Genomic DNA, 20,047 nt, shown 5'->3' with positions numbered 1-20,047 from the left:
AAATGGATACAAAAGAGCTTTTAAAAAAAGTACGTAAAATAGAAATTAAAACCCGAAGATTGAGTGATCACATCTTTTCGGGCGAATACCATACGTCGTTCAAAGGACGAGGGATGACTTTTAGCGAGGTTCGTCAATATCAATTTGGGGATGACATTCGTGCCATCGATTGGAACGTAACCGCCAGATACAATGAAGCTCACGTAAAAGTTTTTGAAGAAGAAAGAGAATTGACCATGATGTTAATGGTTGATATTTCTGGTTCGGAAAGTTTTGGTTCTAAAAATCAGTTTAAAAAAGAAATTGTTACCGAGATTGCCGCTACAATGGCATTTTCGGCTACTCAAAACAATGATAAAATTGGACTTATTTTATTTTCGGACCAAATTGAATTGTATATTCCGCCAAAAAAAGGAAGGTCTCACGTGCTAAGAATCATTCGTGAATTGATAGAATTTGAACCTAAAAGCTATAAAACGGATCTTGCACAAGCCTTAAAATTTTTATCAGGTACTCAAAAAAAGAAAGCGATTGTATTCGTTATTTCCGATTTTATGTCGGCCGAATATGAGCATACATTGAAGATTGCTTCCAAGAAACATGATATTACTGGTATTCGAGTGTATGATATTCGCGAAGAGAAAATGCCAAATTTAGGAATGGTTTCTATGATAGATGCAGAGACTGGCGAAACGAGACTGATTAATACAGGATCTAAATCGGTGCGAATGAATTATGAAAAGCACTATCACGATAATGTGAATTATTTTAAAGAAACTTTCAGTAAATCGGGTTCAGGAGTTGTAAATACTAGAGTGGACGAAAGTTATGTTACTAAATTATTAGGCTATTTTAAATCGAGGTAGGGATTTCAGATTTAAGATTAACGATTTTTGATTGCTGATTTTCTGGAATGAGATAAAGATTTTTTGGTAAACTAAATATATATAATGAATAAACAAGAACTTGAAAACAGATTAATAGATTTTGCAGCTACTATAATAATTTCGGCTAGTACTTTTAAAGTAAACTACGCAGGAAACCATTTAGGAGGACAAATAATTAGATCTGGAACTTCACCGGCATTAAATTATGGAGAAGCTCAAAGTGCGGAAAGCACAAAGGATTTTATTCATAAAATGGGTATTTGTTTAAAAGAATTAAGAGAAACTTTCGTGTGTTTAAGGATAGTCGAAAAAGCAAATTTAAGTTCAGATTTAAATAATTTAACGATGGCAAAGATAGAAATAAATGAGTTGATTTCTATTTTCGTATCAAGTATAAAAACGGCAAAAACAAATTTGAAATAATATATTTTCTGGATTGAAAACAATTTTTATTAGGTGGAAAATCTGAAATCAAAAATCGTTAACCTTCAATCTTCAATCAAATTTTCCAAAGAAATGTTCAAAAAACTATTAATATACTTACTGTTTTCGACTTCTATTTTTGCACAGCAAAAAGTAGTTACCAGCATCGATACCACAAAAAATAAAATTGGAGCTGAGTTTAAATTAACTTTAAAAACGTCTGTAGATACGTTATCTAAAGTTGTTTTTCCAAAATTAAAAAACATTGGAGCACTTGAGGTGATTCAGTCCTATCCAATTGATACCATCAAAAAAGACGACCGCTACGAATTAATTAAAAAGTACGGTTTGACTCAATTTGATTCGGGGAAATATACCATTCCAAGTATAAAAATTCTGATTAACAATAAAGCATATGCAACGGATTCTATCAAAGTTGAGGTTGCCAATGTTGAAGTCGATACATTAAGACAAAAAATGTATGACATTAAAGATATTGTAAAAGCCGAAGATTCATGGGGAGATTGGTGGAAATATCTTTTGGGAATACTATTGCTTTTAGGAGCAGGTGCTTTTGTTTATTGGTACCTAAAAATTCGTCAGAAGAAAAAAATAGAGGAGGAAGTTTATAAAACACCTATAGAAAGAGCAACAAGTTTACTTAATATATTAGAGAAGAAAGAGCTTTGGCAACATGGTGAAGTCAAAGAATATTATAGTGAATTGACGGATATCGCTCGAAATTATATCGAAGAAGCTATAGAAATTCCTGCAATGGAAAGTACTACTTCTGAATTGATCGATGGATTGAAAACGGCTTCTTTAAAAAAGAAAATGAAACTTTCTCAGGAAACGATAGAAAATTTATTTACCGTTTTGAAACAAGCCGATTTAGTGAAATTTGCAAAATCTAAACCATTAGAATTTGAAATTACCGAAGATAGAAATAGAATTCAAAAAGCGATTTTAACTCTTGACCAAGCTATTCCGGTTGAGGTACCAATTGAGGAAGATACTATTTTGAATGAAGCTCAAAAACAAAAACAAATTCAAATTTTACTTAGAAAAAAGAGAAATCAGCGTATTGCAATCTCAATAGGCTCTGTTCTTTTTTTACTTTTTGCTACAACAACTTATTTCATAGTAACCAAAGGGTTTGATTATGTAAAAGACAATGTGCTGGGACATCCAACCAAAGAATTGTTAGAGGGTGAATGGGTTAAAAGTGAGTATGGAAATCCAGGAGTAATAATTGAAACTCCAAAGGTTTTGAAAAGAATGGATTTGACAAAATCATTGCCAAAAGAAGGAATGGCACTTATAAAAGAGATGCAGTCTTTTGGATATGGAAGTTTGTTGGATAATTTTTATATTATGGTTTCTACTATAAAATACAAACAGGAAGGAACTCTTGATTTGTCTAAAGCTATAGAAAGTTCTTTAAAAGTATTAGAGACTCAAGGGGCACAAAATATGATTGTTAAACAGGAAGATTTTCAAACTAATAAAGGAATAACAGGAAAAAAAGGATACGGAACATTTTCTAGAATTGACAGCAATACTCAAACAAGTTCAAAATTATATTATGAAATAGTACTTTTTGGACAAGAAGGAGGATTACAACAAATAATGATTCTTCATGAAGAAGGGGACAAATATGCTACGGAATTATCAGATCGCATTTTGAATTCAGTAGAACTTAAATCAGCAAGTAACTAATGGAAAAGATAACCTTTTTAAATCCAGAATTTTTTTGGTTGTTTCTTCTGATGCCTGTTGCAATTGCTTGGCTATTTTGGAAAAGAAACCAACAAACAGCAACCCTAAAAATGAGTTCACTTCAAGGATTCAAGGGTTCGGATTCATTATTAACAAAACTAAAACCAGGATTAGATGTTTTGCGCATATTGGCATTATCATTATTAATATTTGCATTAGCTAGACCAAGAACAGTAGACATTAGCAATAAAACCAAAACTACAAAAGGGATCGATATTGTGGTAGCTGTCGATGTATCTGGTAGTATGTTGGCTAAGGATTTTAAGCCAAACAGAATGGAAGCTATAAAAAGAGTGGCTTCTGAATTCGTAGACGAAAGGCCAAATGATAGAATAGGACTGGTGGTTTATGCTTCTGAAGCTTATACAAAATCACCAGTAACAAGTGATAAAGCAGTTATTCAAGAGGCGATTCAAAGTATAAAATACGATAATGTTTTGCAGGACGGAACAGGAATTGGAATGGGATTAGCTACTGCTGTAAACCGTCTTAAAGATAGTAAGGCAAAAAGTAAAGTGGTTATTTTGTTGACAGATGGAGTTAATAATGCAGGGTTTATCGAACCAGAAACAGCATCAGATATTGCGCAACAATATGGTATAAAAGTATACACTATTGGTATTGGTACCAATGGTATGGCCGAATCTCCTTATGCAATTGGACCAAATGGACAACTGCTTTTTCAAATGATGAAAGTAGAAATTGATGAACAATTGATGAAAAACATTGCAGCAAAAACAGGAGGTAAATATTTTAGAGCAACAAGTAATGATAAATTAGCTCAAATTTATAACGAAATCAATAAACTGGAAACTACAGAAATCGAAGAATTGAAGTTCTATGATTATGACGAAAAATTCAGGTTTTTTGCTTTATTAGCAGGTTTTTTATTGTTATTGGAAATAGGTTTACGCAATACAGTATATAGGAGTTTTATATAATAAAAAGTTTTCAGTCTTGGTCAAAGTTTTAATTTGAAAACTGCGACTAAAACTGTGATTAAGAAAAATCAAATGGAATTAGACGAACGCAACTATTTATACTTACTTTTTATACTGCCTGTCTTGGTGGTACTTTTTCTATTTAATTTATATTGGAAAAGAAAAAAACAACGTGAGTTTGGTGATTTAGAAGTAATCAAAAGATTAAGTCCAGAGCGTTCTGTTTTCAAACCAACTTTGAAATTAGGAGTATTGCTATTGGCTTTGGCTATGTTAATAATTGGGTTGGTGAATCCAAAAATTGGAACCAAAGTAGAAACTGTAAAAAGAGAAGGAATAGATATTGTCTTTGCAATGGACGTTTCTAAAAGTATGCTTTGTGAGGATGTAGCACCAAGCCGTTTGGAAAAAAGTAAGCAAATTGTATCTCAGATTATTAATCAATTGGGAAGTGATAGAATTGGGATTGTCGCCTACGCAGGAAGCGCATTTCCTGTATTGCCTATTACAACTGATTATAGTGTAGCTAAAATGTTTTTGCAGAGTATGGGACCGGGAATGGTTTCTTCACAAGGGACATCGCTTGACGAGGCTATAAAATTAGCGGGAACTTATTTTGATGAAAAAAGTAAAACCAGCAAATTACTGATTATGATTTCCGATGGAGAAGATCATTCAGAAGGTGCCGAAGCCGCAGCAGAAGAAGCCAAGAAATTAGGAATGAAAATCGTTACTATTGGTCTTGGAACTGAAAAAGGAGGAACTATTCCATTAAAGAAAAACGGAATTGTAGAAAGCTATCAAAGAGATAATAGTGGTGAGGTCGTAATTACCAAATTAAATCCAAACAGTCTAACGACTATTGCCAAAATTACAGGTGGTGGTTATGTAAATGGAAACAATACTCATGACGTACTGGATTTCATCAAAGCAACATTAGATAAAATTCAAAAGACCGAATTTGAAGCAACTCAAATGGCCGACTTCCAATCGCAGTTTCAATGGTTTTTAGGTATTGGGTTTGTGTTATTATTTATAGATATTTTCCTTTTAGAAAGAAAAACCAAGTGGGTAAAAAAATTGGATTTATTTAACGAGAATAAATAAAATATTAAAATCAAAGGGAATTAACGAGTCGATTGTTGTCCAATACTTTGAATATTAAATAAAAATGAAAAATAGAATTATATACTTACTACTACTGCTTTTAACTTTTGTGGCCAATGCCCAAGTGAAAGATAAAGTTTTGCCTGAAGCAAATGAGGAATATGTAGCCAAGAATTTTGTTGATGCCGAAGCTAATTACAGAATATCAAACTCTAAATTTCCAAATAGAACAGTAGCTTCATATAATTTAGGAAATGCTATTTACAAACAAAATCAATTTTCAGAATCTAAATTCGCTTATGCAAATGCGTTGAAAAACCTAAAAACGAGATCGCAAAAGCACAAAGCTTTCCATAATTTAGGAAATGTTTTCATGAAAGAGAAAGATTATACTCAAGCAGTAGAAGCCTATAAAAATGCCTTGAGAAATGATCCCAATGATAATGAATCCCGTTATAACTATGCTTTAGCTAAAAAAATGCTAAAAGATAATCCTCCTCCAAAAGACGATAAAAAGAAGGACAAAAATAAAGATAAGGACAAGAACAAAGACAAGGATAAAGATAAAAAGGACGACAAGAAAGATCAAGATAAGAAGGATCAGGACAAGAAAGACGGAGATAAGGATAAAAAGGACGATAAGAAAGACGGAGATAAAGATAAAAAGGATGATGGTAAACCCAAAGATGATGGACAACCAAAACCAAAACCAGGAGGAATTCCAAAACAACGAATGCAAAATCTTTTGGATGCCGTAAATAATGAAGAAAAGAAAATTCAGGATAAAGTAAACGCCAATAAAGTAAAAGGAGCTCCTGTAAAAACGGAGAAAGACTGGTAGAATTCAAGTTGATTTGATTAATCGTTTATTTGTTCATTTGGAACACTTAAACGATTAAACAGTTAAACAAATAAACGATTTAAGACAAGTAATGAAACGATATTTAATTTTATTCTTATTATGTTTCCAAGGACTTTTGGCTCAAGTACAATTTGAGGCAAGAGTAAGCAAAACGACGCTTGGTCTCAACGAGAGACTTCGTATTGATTTTGTGATGAATATTGATGGCGATAATTTTGTTCAACCGTCTTTTGAAGGCTTTAGAATTATTGCTGGGCCAAGTCAGCAGGTAAGCCAATCTTGGATTAATGGGAAAACCTCTTTCGAGAAAAGTTATTCTTATTATTTATTGCCTACCCAAAAAGGGACTTTAACAATCAGACAAGCGGTTATTGAATTTAACGGTCAGATTTACAAAACTCAGCCTATAAAAATTAATGTAACTGCAGCTACAGAACAGCCTAGAGATCCAAATGATTCTCAAATTTCTGCAGATGATAATCTTTATTTAGTTGCAGACATTACAAATATGAATCCTTATGTCAATCAGCCTATTACGGTAGTTTACAAATTGTATTTAAGTTACAATATTGGGATTAATAATTTGAAAGAACTAAGCAAACCCAAATACAATAACTTTTGGAGTCAAAACATTGAAATCAAACAATTGGTTCCCGAAGAAGGCATGTTCAAAGGGGAGAAATACCGTTATGTTGTATTAAAGAAAGTAATTTTATATCCTCAGAAATCAGGAAAGCTTGTGATTGAACCTTTGGCAATGGATATTGATGTTCAATTGCCTACCAATCGTAGAGATATGTTTGGACGTATGATAGTGACCGATGGAAATAAAAGAGTATCGGCAGGAGCCAAAACTATCAATGTAAAACCATTGCCAGAAACGGGTAAACCAATAGATTTTACAGGAGCTGTTGGTAAATTTGATTTCAAGGCTATTCCTTCTAAAACTACTTTGAAAAATGGTGAAAGCTTAGATCTTGTTTTGAGCGTTACAGGTACAGGAAACCTAAAATTATTTACGTTGCCAAAACCAGAAGTGCCAAATGCATTAGAAATGTACGATGCGGTTCACAGCGAAAAAGTAAGCACACCATTGTCTGGAATGAATGGCAAAATATCAGATTCGTATACTATAGTACCACAATACAAGGGCGATTATGTTATTAAGCCAATGCATTTTTCGTATTTTGATCTAGGAACTGGAACTTATAAAACAATCAGTTCTTCGGAGATAAAAATCAATGTATTAGATGGGCCTTCACAAACAGCTGGAACACCAGCAACAGCTAGTGCTGGTAAAAATAAGATTGAACCTACGGAACAATTTAGATATATTGATTTAAGAACAAATTTGGTATCCAGTAAAGAGCCTGCTTTTTTTGGATCTAATAAATTTTACGGGTTATTGTTTTTACCATTCTTATTGCTTCCGATAATTATACTATTCAGAAAGAAAAAAGAAGCAATAGATAGTGATGTTTTTGGTAACCGAATTAAAATGAATAATAAATTGGCTAAGAAATATTTATCTGAAGCCAAAAAACAAATCAATAATAAAGAGCCGTTTTATGTGGCGCTGGAAAAAGCAATGCATAATTTCTTGAAAGCAAAATTACATATTGAAACCTCGGAAATGAGTAAAGACAATATTCGAGAATTATTATTGTCTAGAAAAGTAAATCCTCAATCCGTAAATGATTTTATTGCACTTACCGAGAATTGCGAAATTGCGAGATATGCTCCATCATCTAGCGCAACAATACAACACGATTTTGATAAAGCAGTAGCCATCATTTCTGAATTAGAAAAACAAATCTAAGTAACTAAGAGGCTAAGAATTTAAGATTCTAAGAAACTAAAAAAATTAAAATGAAAAACGTTTTTTACATACTATTATTAATCTCACAAGTTTTCTTTGCCCAAACTGGCTTTGAAAAAGGAAGTGATTTATACAAAAATGGGAAGTATGATCTTGCTGTCAAAGAGTATGAATCAGTTTTGGCAACAAATAAAGAGTCAGCCGAATTGTATTTTAATTTAGGGAATTGTTATTATAAATTGCAAAAAACAGCTCCTTCTATTTATAATTATGAGAAAGCCCTAGTTTTAGACCCAAATAATCAAGAGGCCTTAAACAATATAAAATTTGCTCAAAAAAGAACTATTGATGAAATCAAAGTAATCCCAAAAGTTGGTTTTGGAAAACTTCTTCGGGACTTTACCGGAATTTATCCATTCGACACTTGGGCTTGTATTGCTATTGGTTTTGCGGTTTTGTTTTTGATATTTTTTATAGGTTATTATTTTTCTGAAACCGGGGTTATTAAAAGACTTTTCTTTGTGGGAATGTTTATCGTTTTGCTTTTTGTTTTAATGAGTGTTTTGGCAGCTTTTTTTGAAAAAAGTCATTTTGATAACGAAAGACCAGCTATCGTTTTTGCTGAATCTGCTGATGTAAGAAGCGAACCTCAAAATGCTAGCAGTTCGATTTTTATTTTGCACGAAGGCACTAAAGTTTACGTGGAAGAAACACTAGACAATTGGAAAAAAATTCAATTAACCGATGGAACCGAAGGTTGGATTGATAGTAAAGCAATAAAAGAAGTGAAGTAATTAGTGTTCAGGTTGCAGAAAGCAGATTAAAGTTTTTAGACTGCATTCCGCGTAAATATTCAGATTAAACCACAACAGCCCATAGTTTCAACTATGGGCTGTTGTGGTTTATAACAAATTGATTACTAAAAACTGAACACTGATTACTTCCTCGCGTTATCATACCATTTCTCAATAGAAGGGAAAATAAATCCAGCTATCTTTTGAATCGGATTAAAGAAAATAGAATTATCAAGAGTTTCTTTCTTCGCTAGATAATTATGATAATTTATTTTTTGAAAAAGGGTTAGAAATATGCTGATGATCAAAATGGTCTTTAAAACTCTAAAAAAACCACCTCCAACACTATTAATCCAACCTAAAAAGGCAAAATCAGCTACATTGGTTAAGAACTTTCCAAGCATATAAATCCCAACGACCACGATAATAAAAGTAAGGATAAAAGCAAAAATCTGAATGGTATATGGGTTCCAATGCAACCAACTTGATAAAATAGTTTTCACTACAGCCGAAAATTTTATGGCAATATAAATTCCCAAAATAAGAGAAAAGAATGAAGCCATTTCGACAAAAAGACCATTTCTAATTCCTTTGTACAATGAAAAACACAATAGCCCGCCTACAACAATATCAAAAAAACTCATTTTTTTATTTTAAAATTAAAAGCGCAAAGATAAAAGAAATGTTCCTTAACCATTGTCAATTTTCAAGTTCTTATCTTTGCACAAAATAATCCGATTACATTTTTGAAAATCTGTGGAATACATCTGCGATCAAAAATCGTTAATCAAAAATCAAAAATCAAAATGTCAAGAGACACACAACTAAAAGAACGCTGGGAACGGCTTGTCGATATACTTTCCAATCAATTTTCGCAAGGTGAAGATTTAGATTTGGATGCCATCATTTATTTAATTGGAGTACAGGAACTTGGAAAAGTACACCGTGAATTCAAAAAAGACGAAAAACTCAATTTGATGCATATTGCCATTTGCAGATTATTAGAACCATACGGATTCTACGAATTCGAATTTTTTGACGAAGAAGGTTGGCCACATTACAAAGTAAAAGAGCAGTTGCCTCCTTTAAAAGCAGGTGAACAATCTGTTTTGATGAAAGAAGCAATTGTTAATTATTTTCTGGAAAGAGAAGTGATAGATTGATGATTTAATAGTATTGCTTAACGATTTATGATTTATAGGCAGATGTTTAGAAAAACTTCTAACTTCTAACTTCTAGCTTCTAACTTTTTCCTAAATTTGCACTCTCAATTACGGAATGAAAATGATAGATAAGATAAAAGAATATATTGGTGAAGCTCAAGCTTTCTCAACACAAAATCCAGCAGAACTAGAAACCTTTAGAATTAAATTCTTAGGGAGTAAAGGTTTGTTGAAAGACTTGTTTGCTGAATTCAAAAATGTTCCTAACGACCAAAAAAAGGAATTTGGACAAGTGATTAATTTACTTAAAACTTCAGCAGAAGAAAAAGTAAAATCTATCCAAGAAACTTTAGCAAGTAAAGAAGAAATTAAAGGTTTTTACGGAGATTTAACTCGTACTGCCGAGCCAACAATTATCGGTTCTCGTCATCCTATTTCATTGGTAAAAAACCAAATTATTGATGTCTTTTCAAATATAGGTTTCAATGTTTCCGAAGGACCAGAAATTGAAGACGATTGGCATAATTTCACTGCGTTAAACTTGCCTGAATACCATCCGGCACGTGATATGCAAGATACTTTTTTCATACAAACTAACCCAGATATTTTGTTGCGTACGCACACTTCATCTGTACAAGTGCGTTATATGGAAAATAATAAACCGCCAATTAGAACTATTTCTCCCGGTAGAGTTTTTAGAAATGAAGCGGTTTCTTCACGTTCTCACTGTATTTTTCATCAAGTAGAAGGATTGTATATTGACAAAGATGTTTCTTTTGCCGACTTGAAACAAACCCTTCTATATTTCACGAAAGAGATGTTCGGAAAATCAAAAATCCGTTTGCGTCCTTCGTATTTTCCATTTACTGAGCCAAGCGCCGAAGTTGATATTTATTGGGGTTTAAAAACCGAAACCGATTACCGTATCACCAAAGGAACAGGTTGGTTAGAGATTATGGGTTGCGGAATGGTAGATCCTAATGTTCTTACCAATTGCGGAATCGATCCTAACGAATACAACGGTTTTGCATTTGGAATGGGAATTGAGCGTATCGCGATGTTATTGTACCAAATTGGTGATATCCGTATGTTTTATGAAAATGACGTGCGTTTCTTAGAGCAATTCAAAGCAAGCATATAAATTATAAGGAGCTATTTCCAGCTGTCCACTGTATCTTTTCCTTTTTAAAGAAAAAAGGAAAAGGATGCCGTTTCCATCTGGGCTAGGGCATCCCGTATTCAACATATTTAGTTTAGTACAACAATCACAATAATATTCCAAAAGAATGAAATCCGACATCACCATCCCCGAAGTTGAAAACGTATTCCTTGCAGCCGTTCAAGAATGGAGCGACGATTTTATGGAAAAAGTATGGTATGCGTATTTAATAAATGACAGCGATTTTCAATTGGATAGTGTGATGGTGGTTTCTAAAGCTTTTGGAACCATTGACGGTGAAATGAAGAAAACTTCTCTTTTGCGTCACGCTTTCATGGAAGTTCCAGCTGTTTCAGTAGTTAAAATAGAGATGATTGAAAAAAGTGTATTGGCACTCAACAATGAGTTTATGGTAACTTATTTCATCGGAAACACATTATACGACAAAAAATTTATTTTCAAAGCAAATTCCATAAATGAAGAAGCCACCGAAGAAGTGCCTATTTTATTTGTAGAAGGTGTGATGGTAAAATAGTGTTCAGAGTTCAGTTTTTAGTATTCAGTACTTAGCTGAGTGAATAAATAAAAAAGGGATTTTCTTAATTAGAAAATCCCTTTTTTATTGTTGAAAATTGATGTTAGATTCAGCTGAACACTAAAAACTGAACTCTGAACACTAATTTTTAATCAAGTTCCTCAGTCAATTTTTTAAATACTGCTTTAGCTTCTTTTCCTTCATACAAAATGGCATAAACCGCATCAATAATAGGTGTACTTGCACCATAACCTTGGTTTAGTTTATAAGCACTTTTTACGGCATAATATCCTTCGGCAACCATGCTCATTTCCATTTGAGCCGATTTTACTGTATAACCTTTTCCAATCATATTCCCGAACATTCGGTTTCTCGAAAAAACAGAATAACCAGTAACCAATAAATCTCCCAAATAGGCCGAATCATTGATATTTCGTTTCATTTTATGCACTTTTTTGATGAATTTTTTCATCTCACGAATAGCATTACTCATAATAACCGATTGGAAATTATCACCATAACCCAATCCATGAGCGATACCAGCTGCTACTGCATAAATATTTTTTAACATTGCAGCATATTCAGTTCCTATAATATCATCAGAGATTTTTGCTTTGATATAGTTGCTTGATAAATTTTTGGCAACCATTGAAGCTTTGTCTGGATCACCACAAGCAATAGTTAAGTAAGAAAGTCTTTCTAGAGCTACCTCTTCAGCGTGACAAGGACCAGTAATTACACCAATATTATAGTATGGAATGTCGTATTTATAGTGAAAATGTTCGCCAACGATTAAACTGGTTTCAGGAACAATTCCTTTAATGGCTGAAAAAATAATTTTGTCTTTTAAAGAAACGGTAAGTTTTTCTAATTCAGAGTTTAAAAAAGCAGATGGAATAGCAAATATGATGTAATCAGCATAAGCAACCGCTTCATTGATATCGTTGGTAAGTTTTAGTTTTGTATTGTCAAACTCTACAGAGCTTAAGTAATTTGGATTGTGTTTGTGGTTTTTAATGTGTTCAATGGCAGCATCATTACGCATATACCATGAAATCTCAGGAAGATTTACGCACAACATTTTAGCTATAGCAGTAGCCCAGCTTCCGCCCCCAATCACTGCAAATTTTAAATTATCGGCCATTATTTTATTAAATTTCATCAAAAGTACTTAAAATTTGACCAATAATACAAATTAATTTTTTTAACCAAGCCTTTAATTTATAGGGTTTTACATTGGTTTTGGAAAAAATTTAGATATTTAATATTTTTTTTAAAACTCAGCACAATATTTATGTAATGCTTGCGTTGTAAGTCATTATAAATAAATGGTTTAGAATTTAAATATGAATATTGAGTTAGTTAGTTTTGTTTTAGTATTTTGAAAAGGCGTTCTAAAATGGGTTAAGGGAACGCCTTTTTTATGACTATTTTTTACTTTGATTAGTAACTCATTACTACAATTTTTTTTACTTTTTCTAAAGTAATATTTTGTTTTTCTCCCAATGCTTTCCAGCCTCTTTTTTCGAAACGATCGACAATAAAATCAGCTGTTTTTTCAAAGTTTTCTGCATTTTCAGAAAGTAACGTTTTCATTCCCATAGTGTGAAAGAATGCCACTGTTTTTTCAATAGCTTCAGCAGCAATTTCTTCATCAGTTCCAGTTAATTGAAACACGCGTTTTCCGTATTGTGCTAGTTTTTCTTTTTTGGTTTCAAACATTACTTTATATAGATTAGGGCCTATAATTGCTAATGTTCTGGCATGGTCAATTCCATAAAGTGCCGTCAATTCGTGACCAATCATGTGTGTTGCCCAATCACTTGGAACACCTTTTTGAATCAATCCGTTCAATGCCATCGTACAACTCCACATAAAATTGGAAGCCAAAGCATAATCAGTTGGATTTTCTACCACATCAGGACCTATTTGAATTAAGGTCTGCAAAATACCTTCTGAGATTCGGTCTTGTAAATATCCTTCGTGTACATAGGTAAGGTATTGTTCAAGGACATGAGTATAAGCATCTACAACTCCGTTTTGCAATTGTCTTTTAGGCAACGATGCAATTACGGTTGGATCACAAATTGAAAACTTAGGAAATAAGGCCGAACCTCCAAAATCAAGTTTTTCTTGAGTAGTAGCAATAGTCACCACCGAACCTGAATTCATTTCACTTCCTGTGGCTGGTAAAGTTAAAACGGTACCAAACGGAATTACTGTTGAACCTTCTTTGAAAAGAATTCTCTTTTTTAGAATGTCAATAGGATCGCCTTCAAAAGGAACGGCAGCCGAAATAAATTTCACGCCATCGATAACGCTTCCACCACCAACAGCCAGAATAAAATCAATTTTTTGTTCTCTGATTATGGCGACTGCTTTCATTAAAGTTTCAAAATGTGGATTGGCTTCAATTCCTCCAAATTCAACAATATCATATCCTTCCAGACTTTTGCGGACTTGCTCGTGAACACCATTTTTAAAAATACTTCCACCGCCATAAGCGAGAAGAATTTTGGCATTTGCTGGAATTAAAGTTGATAATTTTTCTATTTGTCCTTTTCCAAAAACCAATTTGGTAGGATTGTATAATTCGAAATTTAACATGGGTGTTTGTTTTTTATTAAAGATGCTAAGACACTAAGTTGCTAAGATTCTAAGTTTTTTGAAAGTTTATTTTCAAATATAATCTACTCAAATCTTAGCAACTTAGTTTCTCAGAATCTTAGCGTCTATTTTTATTTTTTTGAATTTAATTGCGCTAATAATTTTTCAGCAACTAGTTTTGAGGATGCTGGGTTTTGACCTGTAATTAGTAAACCATCTTCAACTGCATACGGATGCCAATCGGCTCCTTTGCTATAGATTGCTCCTTCTTTTTGCAATACATCTTCCAATAAAAAAGGAACAATTTTAGTTAATCCAACAGCTTCTTCTTCGGTGTTAGCGAAACCTGTAACTTTTTTTCCTTTTACTAAAAATTGTCCATTAACTTTTACATTTTTTAAAACAGCAGGAGCATGACATACAAAAGCTACTGGTTTTTTATGTGTATAAAATGACTCAATTAAAGCAATGGAATTTTTATCTTCAACCAAATCCCAAAGTGGTCCGTGGCCTCCAGGGTAAAAAACCGCGTCATAATCGGCTTGATTAACGTCAGCTAATTTTTTGGTGTTTTTTAGTTTTTCCAATAAAATTTTATCGGCATCAAATCGTTTTGTGTCTTCGGTTGCTGATGATGGATCGGCACTTTTTGGGTCAATTGGCGGTTGTCCTCCCTTTGGCGTAGCGATGTCAATAATCACGCCTTGATCAAGCAATGCATAGTAAGGCGCGGCTAATTCTTCTGTCCAAAATCCTGTTTTTTCTCCTGTGTTACCCAATTTGTCGTGACTGGTAACTACGAATAATACTTTTTTCATCTTTTTGTTTTTTTGTGCAGTTGCGATAAAACAACTTACAATTAATGCTAGAATTGTTAATACGGTTATTTTTTTCATGATTTATTTTATTTGAGATTACAAATTTATGACGAATATGATATTAGTAAAAATAATTTAAATTATGTTTGTGATAAATATATTTATATCATGGTCAATCTGGAATGGTACAGAACATTTAAATCAGTTTATAAAAATGGCAATTTTTCATTGGCTGCCAAAGAATTATTTATAAGTCAACCAGCTGTAAGTCAGCAAATAGTAATGTTGGAGGCACATGTAGGCTACAAGCTTTTTAATCGAAAGTCCAAAGGGGTTGAACCAACGGAATACGCTAAGTTACTCAATAATCTAATTATTGATGCCTTAGACCGATTGGAAAATGTAGAGAATGGATTTCGTGCCAAAGCTTTTAACGCTAATCGATTATTGTCTATTGGTATATCCAGACATTTAATGAGCAGTATAGGAAGCGCATTAATTTCTAAATTTGATTTTATCGATTTTACGTTTCATACTAATGACGCATTGTTCGATTTGGTGAATTCCAAAAAATTAGATTTTGCCATAGTAACCAAGAAGTTTGACACTTTTGATACGATTCAGAAAAAGGTGGGTGATATCAAGCAAGTTATTGTAGGCTCTACCAATATTGATGTTTCGAGTTTTAAACAAAACATTAAAGCCAAAGATTTTAAGACCATCGAAAATTGGTTAAATGACCAAAAATGGTACAGTCATGATGCCGGAATTCCACATATTAAATTATTTTGGTTGCATGTTTTTGCTAAAAAAAGACCGTCAATCGTGGCCAATTATATCATTCCGTCAGAATATGAAATGCTGGAAATTCTTAGCAGGAATACAGGAGTTGCCGTTACTTGGAATATCAATGCTAAAAATTTTATTCAGGAAAAGAAATTGCAGCTGATATGGAACAGCAAAGATATGCCAAGCACAGAAGTGTTTTTGTTGTCTGGTAAAAATGAAAATTTGAGTTCGTTTTTTGAGGATATTGAAACGGAGCTTAATAAAGTTTTAAGCTAATTCTATTTCCTATAAAAATTATTGTGATCAATATAATCCCAGACTTTATGGGGCAATAATGGCTGAACATTTTTACCCTTTTTGATATTGTGACGAATGTCGGTAGAGGATATTTCTACAATTGGCGCATCAATAATATGAACTTTTGGATGCGATTTTAATTCGAGATTTTCATCTTCAGAAGATATTCTTGGATAGACATAAATAGCATGATTTTCTAAAATCACCTCATAGTTTTTCCATTTATGAAGCGTTTTCAAATTGTCTTCGCCCATAATCAATGAAAACTCATAATCAGGATATTTTTCATGTAAATGAATCAAAGTATTGACCGTATAATTAGGTTGCGAAAGTTTAAACTCAATATCCGATGGTTTTATTTTTGGAAAATCTTCCGTTGCCAGATACACCATTTGCAATCGCTGATGATCATCAAGTAAAGTTGCTTTCTTTTTTAACGGATTGTGGGGTGTTACAACCATCCAAACCTGATCTAAATCGGCATGCTCCGCCATGTGATTGGCAATAATCAAGTGCCCCACATGGATGGGATTATAAGTTCCGAAATAAAGTCCGATTTTCATGAGTTTAATTGAAAGATTTAAAAATTGAAAGATTTAAAAATTATGTAAAGTGACTTTAATTTTTAAATCTTTCAATTTTTAAATTTATTTATTTACAAAATCCTTAACTAATTGATAGGCTTCTTCAAGTGCAACAGGTAAATCATAGTTTTTGATAATCACGTCAAATTGAGGTGCAGTAGCTAATTCTACGTGGGCTTTAGCAATACGCATATTGATTTTGTCTTCGGTTTCGGTAGAACGTTCTTTTAATCTTCTTTTGAGTTCATCAACACTTGGAGGTTTTACAAAAACAGCCAAAGTTTCCTCTGGGAATTTATGTTTTATACGCAAACCGCCAGCAACATCAATATCAAAAATTACGTTTTTGCCTTGAGCCCAAATGCGTTCTACTTCACTTTTTAGAGTGCCATAGAAATTATCACGATAAACTTCTTCCCATTCTACAAATTCTTCAGCTTTGATGTGGTTTTTAAAATCTTTCAAAGACATGAAGTAATAATCTTTCCCATTCACTTCTTCACCACGTGCTTCACGCGTTGCAGCTGAAATAGAGAATTCTAAATTCAAATCTTCCTGCTTTAATAAATGTCTAACGATAGTCGTTTTTCCTGAACCAGATGGTGCTGAAAAAACTATTAATTTTCCCTTTTTCATTCTTTAAATCTGAAATCTATTTTTTAAAGTACGTTTAATACTTGTTCTTTAATTTTTTCCAATTCATCTTTCATCTGAACCACTAATTTTTGCATTTGTGCGTGATTCGATTTAGATCCCATAGTGTTAATTTCACGACCCATTTCCTGAGTAATGAAACCTAGTTTTCTACCGTTAGCTTCTGTTCCTTTGATAGTTTCCAAGAAATAATCCAGGTGGTTAGTCAAACGCACTTTTTCTTCTGTAATGTCAAGTTTTTCTAAATAATAGATTAATTCTTGCTCAAAACGGTTTTCATCTACATTTACTTTCAACTCAGCAATTGCAGTTTGCAAACGATCTTTTATGGCCTGAACACGTTCTGGATCTAGTGCCAAAGCTTCATTCATATACTGACGAATATTACCAATTCTCAACTGAAACTCATTTTCCAAAGATTGTCCTTCGTCTCTGCGAAAATTTAAAATATTTTGTAACGCTTCTTCGATAGCGGTTTGGATTTGAGCCCAATCATTTTCGTCGATTTCTTCGCGCTCTATTTTCATGGTGTCAGGCATACGAACAGCCATTTTCATTAATTCAGTTTCATCAGCATCAGCATAGACATCTCTTAATTGTTTGATGTAGGCTTTTACAATAGGAACATTGACTTTGGTTGAAGTTTGCTCTGCTGTACTTTCGATAAAAATAGAAAAATCTACCTTACCTCTTTCTAGTTTCAAAGCGATTTGGTTACGTAAACCCAGTTCCATTTCGCGATACAGTGAAGGCATGCGTACATTTAAATCTAAACCTTTACTGTTTAAAGATTTTACTTCTACTGTAATTTTTTTGGTAGGTAATTGCAAAGTGGCTTTACCAAAACCAGTCATCGATTGTATCATATATTTTTCTAAAAGTGTTCAAAGATAAGAAAAAAGTGTTCAGAGGTCAGTTTTTAGTATGCAGTGATTAAGTTTAATGTATAATCTTTAGTTTTAAAAAATTAACTATAAATTTTATTATAGCATTGAATACTAAAAAACCGAATACTGTCTACTTCTTTTGTGTTACCAAATAGACGCCAATAAATATCAAAATGGCCGAAACAATTTTGACAAAAGTAAGTTCGTCTTTTCCTAAACTAATGGCAAAAATGGTTGCAAATAAAGGTTGGAGGTATACAAAAACAGCTATCGTAGTTGGCTTTAGTTCTTTCATCGTAAGTAAATTGATCAAGTAGGTCAGAAAGGTTGAGAAAATGACAACGAAGCCTATTTTTAAATAAATATCCATTGGCATTATAGCCCAATTAATGACTTGAAATTCACTCCAACCAAAAGGTAAGACCATGATAAAACCAATTAGATAAATCCATTTGGCAAAGTTAAAAGCATTGTATTTGTCCATTAATTTCTTGACGATTACCAAGTACAATCCGTAGGAAGTGGCATTGACAAAAACTAGAAAGTTTCCTAACGTAGCATTGGTGGCATTGCCAACAGATTTTCCGTAAAGGATAAGAAATGCTGTGCCAATCAAGCCCAAAACAATTCCAAAGATCTTTCGTTTTTGCATTCGCTCTTTGAGAATAATTGCCGAAAGAATAAGCACAATCATCGGTGTTGAAACCATAAGAACTGATGCCGAAATTGGGGAAGTAAGACTCAATCCTTTGAAAAAGGAAAGCATATTTAAAGCGACACCAAAAAAACCAGCAAAAATAATTCGCAAGTAATCTTTGGGTTCGATTTTCTCTTCCCGAACGGCTTTAGATTTTCTGATAAAAAGCCAAACCAACCAAAACAATATAGTTGCTCCGCCCACGCGCATGATAATAAAACCAGATGCTTCAACGTATTTTGGCATCACGTCTTTGGCAATGGTAAAAGTCATTCCGTAAATTATAGAAACAATTGTGGCAAGAATAAGTGCTAGTATTCTTTTAGACATTGGCTAATGCTAAATGAACTTGATGTATATTTTGTTGAGTGTTTCCTATATATATTTTGTCATTTATAATAAAAACAGGACGGCCCAAGAAAGTATAATGTTCCAAAATGTATTTTTTATAATCGTCCTCAGTTAGGGATTTGTTTTTTAAATCCATTGATTTATACAATTGCGCTTTTTTGCTAAACAAAGCTTCATAGCTTCCCGAAAGGCGATGCATCTCTTCTAATTCTTCTACAGTAATAGGATTCTGTTTGATGTCATGAAAAGCTAAATTATGATTTTGAGGCAGAGCTTTTATAATTTTTCGGCAGGTATCACAAGAAGCGAGGTAATATATTTTGTTCATTTTGTTGTATTTTCTAAATGCAAAGGAAAACATTTGATGTTTAAAATGTTTAATTTTATGCAAAAAATATAAATCATGCAAGACACATTTGAAGTTAACAGCACTAGTAGAAAAATGCTAAATGCTTATTTTGAAAATTATACATTAGAACAATTAAATAAAATTCCAGAAGGATTTACTAATAATTTAATTTGGAATATTGCCCATATTGTTGTGACACAACAAATATTGGTTTATAAATTATCGGGATTGCCAATGATGGTTTCTGATGAAATGGTCGAAAAATATAGAAAAGGAACTAAACCAGAACAAGATGTAACGCAAGCTGAAGCAGATGAAATTAAAACATTGTTGTTTGATACTTTGCATAAATTAGAAGTAGATTATAACAATGGTATTTTTGTAAATTATCAAGAATATCGAACATCTACTGGATTTATTTTAAAAAGTGCTGTGGGGGCCATTGAATTCAATAATTTTCATGAAGGAATACATATTGGAATTATGATGAGCATCCGAAAGTTTGTATAAAAATTTGTTTAGTGGTATAAAACTAAAAAATCCAA

The 20,047-nt window shown here is 32.8% G+C and carries 22 protein-coding genes; 13 read left to right on the top strand and 9 right to left on the bottom strand.

All coding sequences use genetic code 11. The annotated features are described in order from the left end of the window. Positions 1-2 precede the first annotated feature (2 nt). From ACUN3A_RS08715 to ACUN3A_RS08680, 8 genes are all read left to right on the top strand, one after another. Positions 3-866: a DUF58 domain-containing protein gene (locus tag ACUN3A_RS08715; RefSeq protein WP_445550902.1), complete on the top strand. Its 864-nt coding sequence runs from the start codon at positions 3-5 to the stop codon at positions 864-866. A gap of 84 nt (positions 867-950) precedes the next feature. Further along, positions 951-1,310, top strand: coding sequence for a four helix bundle protein (locus ACUN3A_RS08710; protein WP_445550901.1), 360 nt, complete (start codon positions 951-953; stop codon positions 1,308-1,310). A 93-nt stretch (positions 1,311-1,403) separates the two neighbouring features. After that, the gene (locus ACUN3A_RS08705) at positions 1,404-3,029 is read left to right on the top strand and encodes a hypothetical protein (protein ID WP_445550900.1); all 1,626 of its coding nucleotides are present in this window, start codon (positions 1,404-1,406) and stop codon (positions 3,027-3,029) included. Further along, positions 3,029-4,030, top strand: a complete 1,002-nt coding sequence (locus ACUN3A_RS08700; protein ID WP_445550899.1) for a vWA domain-containing protein — start codon at positions 3,029-3,031, stop codon at positions 4,028-4,030. The genes ACUN3A_RS08705 and ACUN3A_RS08700 overlap by 1 nt, the downstream gene beginning before the upstream one ends. Positions 4,031-4,102: 72 nt before the next feature. Further along, positions 4,103-5,137 carry a VWA domain-containing protein gene (locus ACUN3A_RS08695; RefSeq protein ID WP_445552825.1) on the top strand — a complete coding sequence of 345 codons (1,035 nt, stop codon included), beginning with the start codon at positions 4,103-4,105 and terminating at the stop codon, positions 5,135-5,137. 64 nt (positions 5,138-5,201) lie between these two features. Beyond that, positions 5,202-5,978 carry a tetratricopeptide repeat protein gene (locus tag ACUN3A_RS08690; protein WP_445550898.1) on the top strand — a complete coding sequence of 259 codons (777 nt, stop codon included), beginning with the start codon at positions 5,202-5,204 and terminating at the stop codon, positions 5,976-5,978. 91 nt (positions 5,979-6,069) lie between these two features. Next, positions 6,070-7,818 (top strand): BatD family protein, encoded by a 1,749-nt coding sequence (locus ACUN3A_RS08685; protein ID WP_445550897.1) that lies wholly within the window; start codon positions 6,070-6,072, stop codon positions 7,816-7,818. Positions 7,819-7,868: 50 nt separating this feature from the next. Then, positions 7,869-8,612 carry a tetratricopeptide repeat protein gene (locus ACUN3A_RS08680; RefSeq protein WP_445550896.1) on the top strand — a complete coding sequence of 248 codons (744 nt, stop codon included), beginning with the start codon at positions 7,869-7,871 and terminating at the stop codon, positions 8,610-8,612. Between the two features lie 143 nt (positions 8,613-8,755). Here the strand turns inward: ACUN3A_RS08680 and ACUN3A_RS08675 are convergent, their stop codons facing one another. Further along, the gene (locus ACUN3A_RS08675) at positions 8,756-9,256 is read right to left on the bottom strand and encodes a CvpA family protein (RefSeq protein ID WP_445550895.1); all 501 of its coding nucleotides are present in this window, start codon (positions 9,254-9,256) and stop codon (positions 8,756-8,758) included. Positions 9,257-9,418: 162 nt separating this feature from the next. Between ACUN3A_RS08675 and ACUN3A_RS08670 the strand changes: the two genes are divergently transcribed. The 3 genes from ACUN3A_RS08670 (at position 9,419) to ACUN3A_RS08660 (ending at position 11,469) form a co-directional block, all read left to right on the top strand. Continuing rightward, positions 9,419-9,775 (top strand): hypothetical protein, encoded by a 357-nt coding sequence (locus tag ACUN3A_RS08670; RefSeq protein WP_445550894.1) that lies wholly within the window; start codon positions 9,419-9,421, stop codon positions 9,773-9,775. A gap of 121 nt (positions 9,776-9,896) precedes the next feature. Further along, a complete protein-coding gene (pheS, locus tag ACUN3A_RS08665) occupies positions 9,897-10,916 on the top strand; it encodes a phenylalanine--tRNA ligase subunit alpha (RefSeq protein ID WP_445550893.1) in 1,020 nt (339 codons plus the stop codon). Positions 10,917-11,061: 145 nt separating this feature from the next. Beyond that, a complete protein-coding gene (locus ACUN3A_RS08660; protein ID WP_445550892.1) occupies positions 11,062-11,469 on the top strand; it encodes a hypothetical protein in 408 nt (135 codons plus the stop codon). Between the two features lie 148 nt (positions 11,470-11,617). On the opposite strand, the gene ACUN3A_RS08655 is transcribed toward ACUN3A_RS08660, so the two are convergent. The 3 genes from ACUN3A_RS08655 to ACUN3A_RS08645 form a co-directional block, all read right to left on the bottom strand. After that, positions 11,618-12,613, bottom strand: a complete 996-nt coding sequence (locus ACUN3A_RS08655) for an NAD(P)H-dependent glycerol-3-phosphate dehydrogenase (RefSeq protein ID WP_445552824.1) — start codon at positions 12,611-12,613, stop codon at positions 11,618-11,620. Between the two features lie 299 nt (positions 12,614-12,912). Continuing rightward, positions 12,913-14,076 (bottom strand): iron-containing alcohol dehydrogenase, encoded by a 1,164-nt coding sequence (locus ACUN3A_RS08650; protein ID WP_445550891.1) that lies wholly within the window; start codon positions 14,074-14,076, stop codon positions 12,913-12,915. Between the two features lie 131 nt (positions 14,077-14,207). Further along, on the bottom strand, positions 14,208-14,972 hold the full coding sequence (locus tag ACUN3A_RS08645) for a type 1 glutamine amidotransferase domain-containing protein (RefSeq protein WP_445550890.1): 765 nt from the start codon (positions 14,970-14,972) through the stop codon (positions 14,208-14,210). A gap of 90 nt (positions 14,973-15,062) precedes the next feature. On the opposite strand from ACUN3A_RS08645, the gene ACUN3A_RS08640 reads away from it, so the two are divergent. Then, a complete protein-coding gene (locus ACUN3A_RS08640) occupies positions 15,063-15,959 on the top strand; it encodes a LysR family transcriptional regulator (RefSeq protein WP_445552823.1) in 897 nt (298 codons plus the stop codon). Between the two features lie 2 nt (positions 15,960-15,961). Here the strand turns inward: ACUN3A_RS08640 and nadD are convergent, their stop codons facing one another. The 5 genes from nadD to ACUN3A_RS08615 all read right to left on the bottom strand — a co-directional run bounded on the left by nadD (position 15,962) and on the right by ACUN3A_RS08615 (position 19,481). Beyond that, complete coding sequence (gene nadD, locus ACUN3A_RS08635) at positions 15,962-16,543, bottom strand: nicotinate (nicotinamide) nucleotide adenylyltransferase (RefSeq protein ID WP_445550889.1); 582 nt, start codon at positions 16,541-16,543, stop codon at positions 15,962-15,964. 84 nt (positions 16,544-16,627) lie between these two features. Next, positions 16,628-17,200 carry a guanylate kinase gene (gmk, locus tag ACUN3A_RS08630; protein ID WP_445550888.1) on the bottom strand — a complete coding sequence of 191 codons (573 nt, stop codon included), beginning with the start codon at positions 17,198-17,200 and terminating at the stop codon, positions 16,628-16,630. Between the two features lie 23 nt (positions 17,201-17,223). Next, a complete protein-coding gene (locus ACUN3A_RS08625; protein ID WP_445550887.1) occupies positions 17,224-18,084 on the bottom strand; it encodes a YicC/YloC family endoribonuclease in 861 nt (286 codons plus the stop codon). A gap of 151 nt (positions 18,085-18,235) precedes the next feature. Then, on the bottom strand, positions 18,236-19,132 hold the full coding sequence (locus ACUN3A_RS08620; protein WP_445550886.1) for a DMT family transporter: 897 nt from the start codon (positions 19,130-19,132) through the stop codon (positions 18,236-18,238). Next, a complete protein-coding gene (locus ACUN3A_RS08615; protein WP_445550885.1) occupies positions 19,125-19,481 on the bottom strand; it encodes an arsenate reductase family protein in 357 nt (118 codons plus the stop codon). Before ACUN3A_RS08615 ends, ACUN3A_RS08620 begins: the two co-directional genes overlap by 8 nt. A gap of 75 nt (positions 19,482-19,556) precedes the next feature. Between ACUN3A_RS08615 and ACUN3A_RS08610 the strand changes: the two genes are divergently transcribed. Then, entirely contained in the window at positions 19,557-20,012 is a 456-nt protein-coding gene (locus tag ACUN3A_RS08610; protein ID WP_445550884.1) for a DinB family protein, read from the top strand. Positions 20,013-20,047 lie beyond the last annotated feature (35 nt).

The organism is Flavobacterium sp. WC2509 (genome assembly GCF_052683105.1).
The sequence above is the reverse complement of the archived record's forward strand: the minus strand, read 5'-3'. Positions and strand labels throughout refer to the sequence as shown.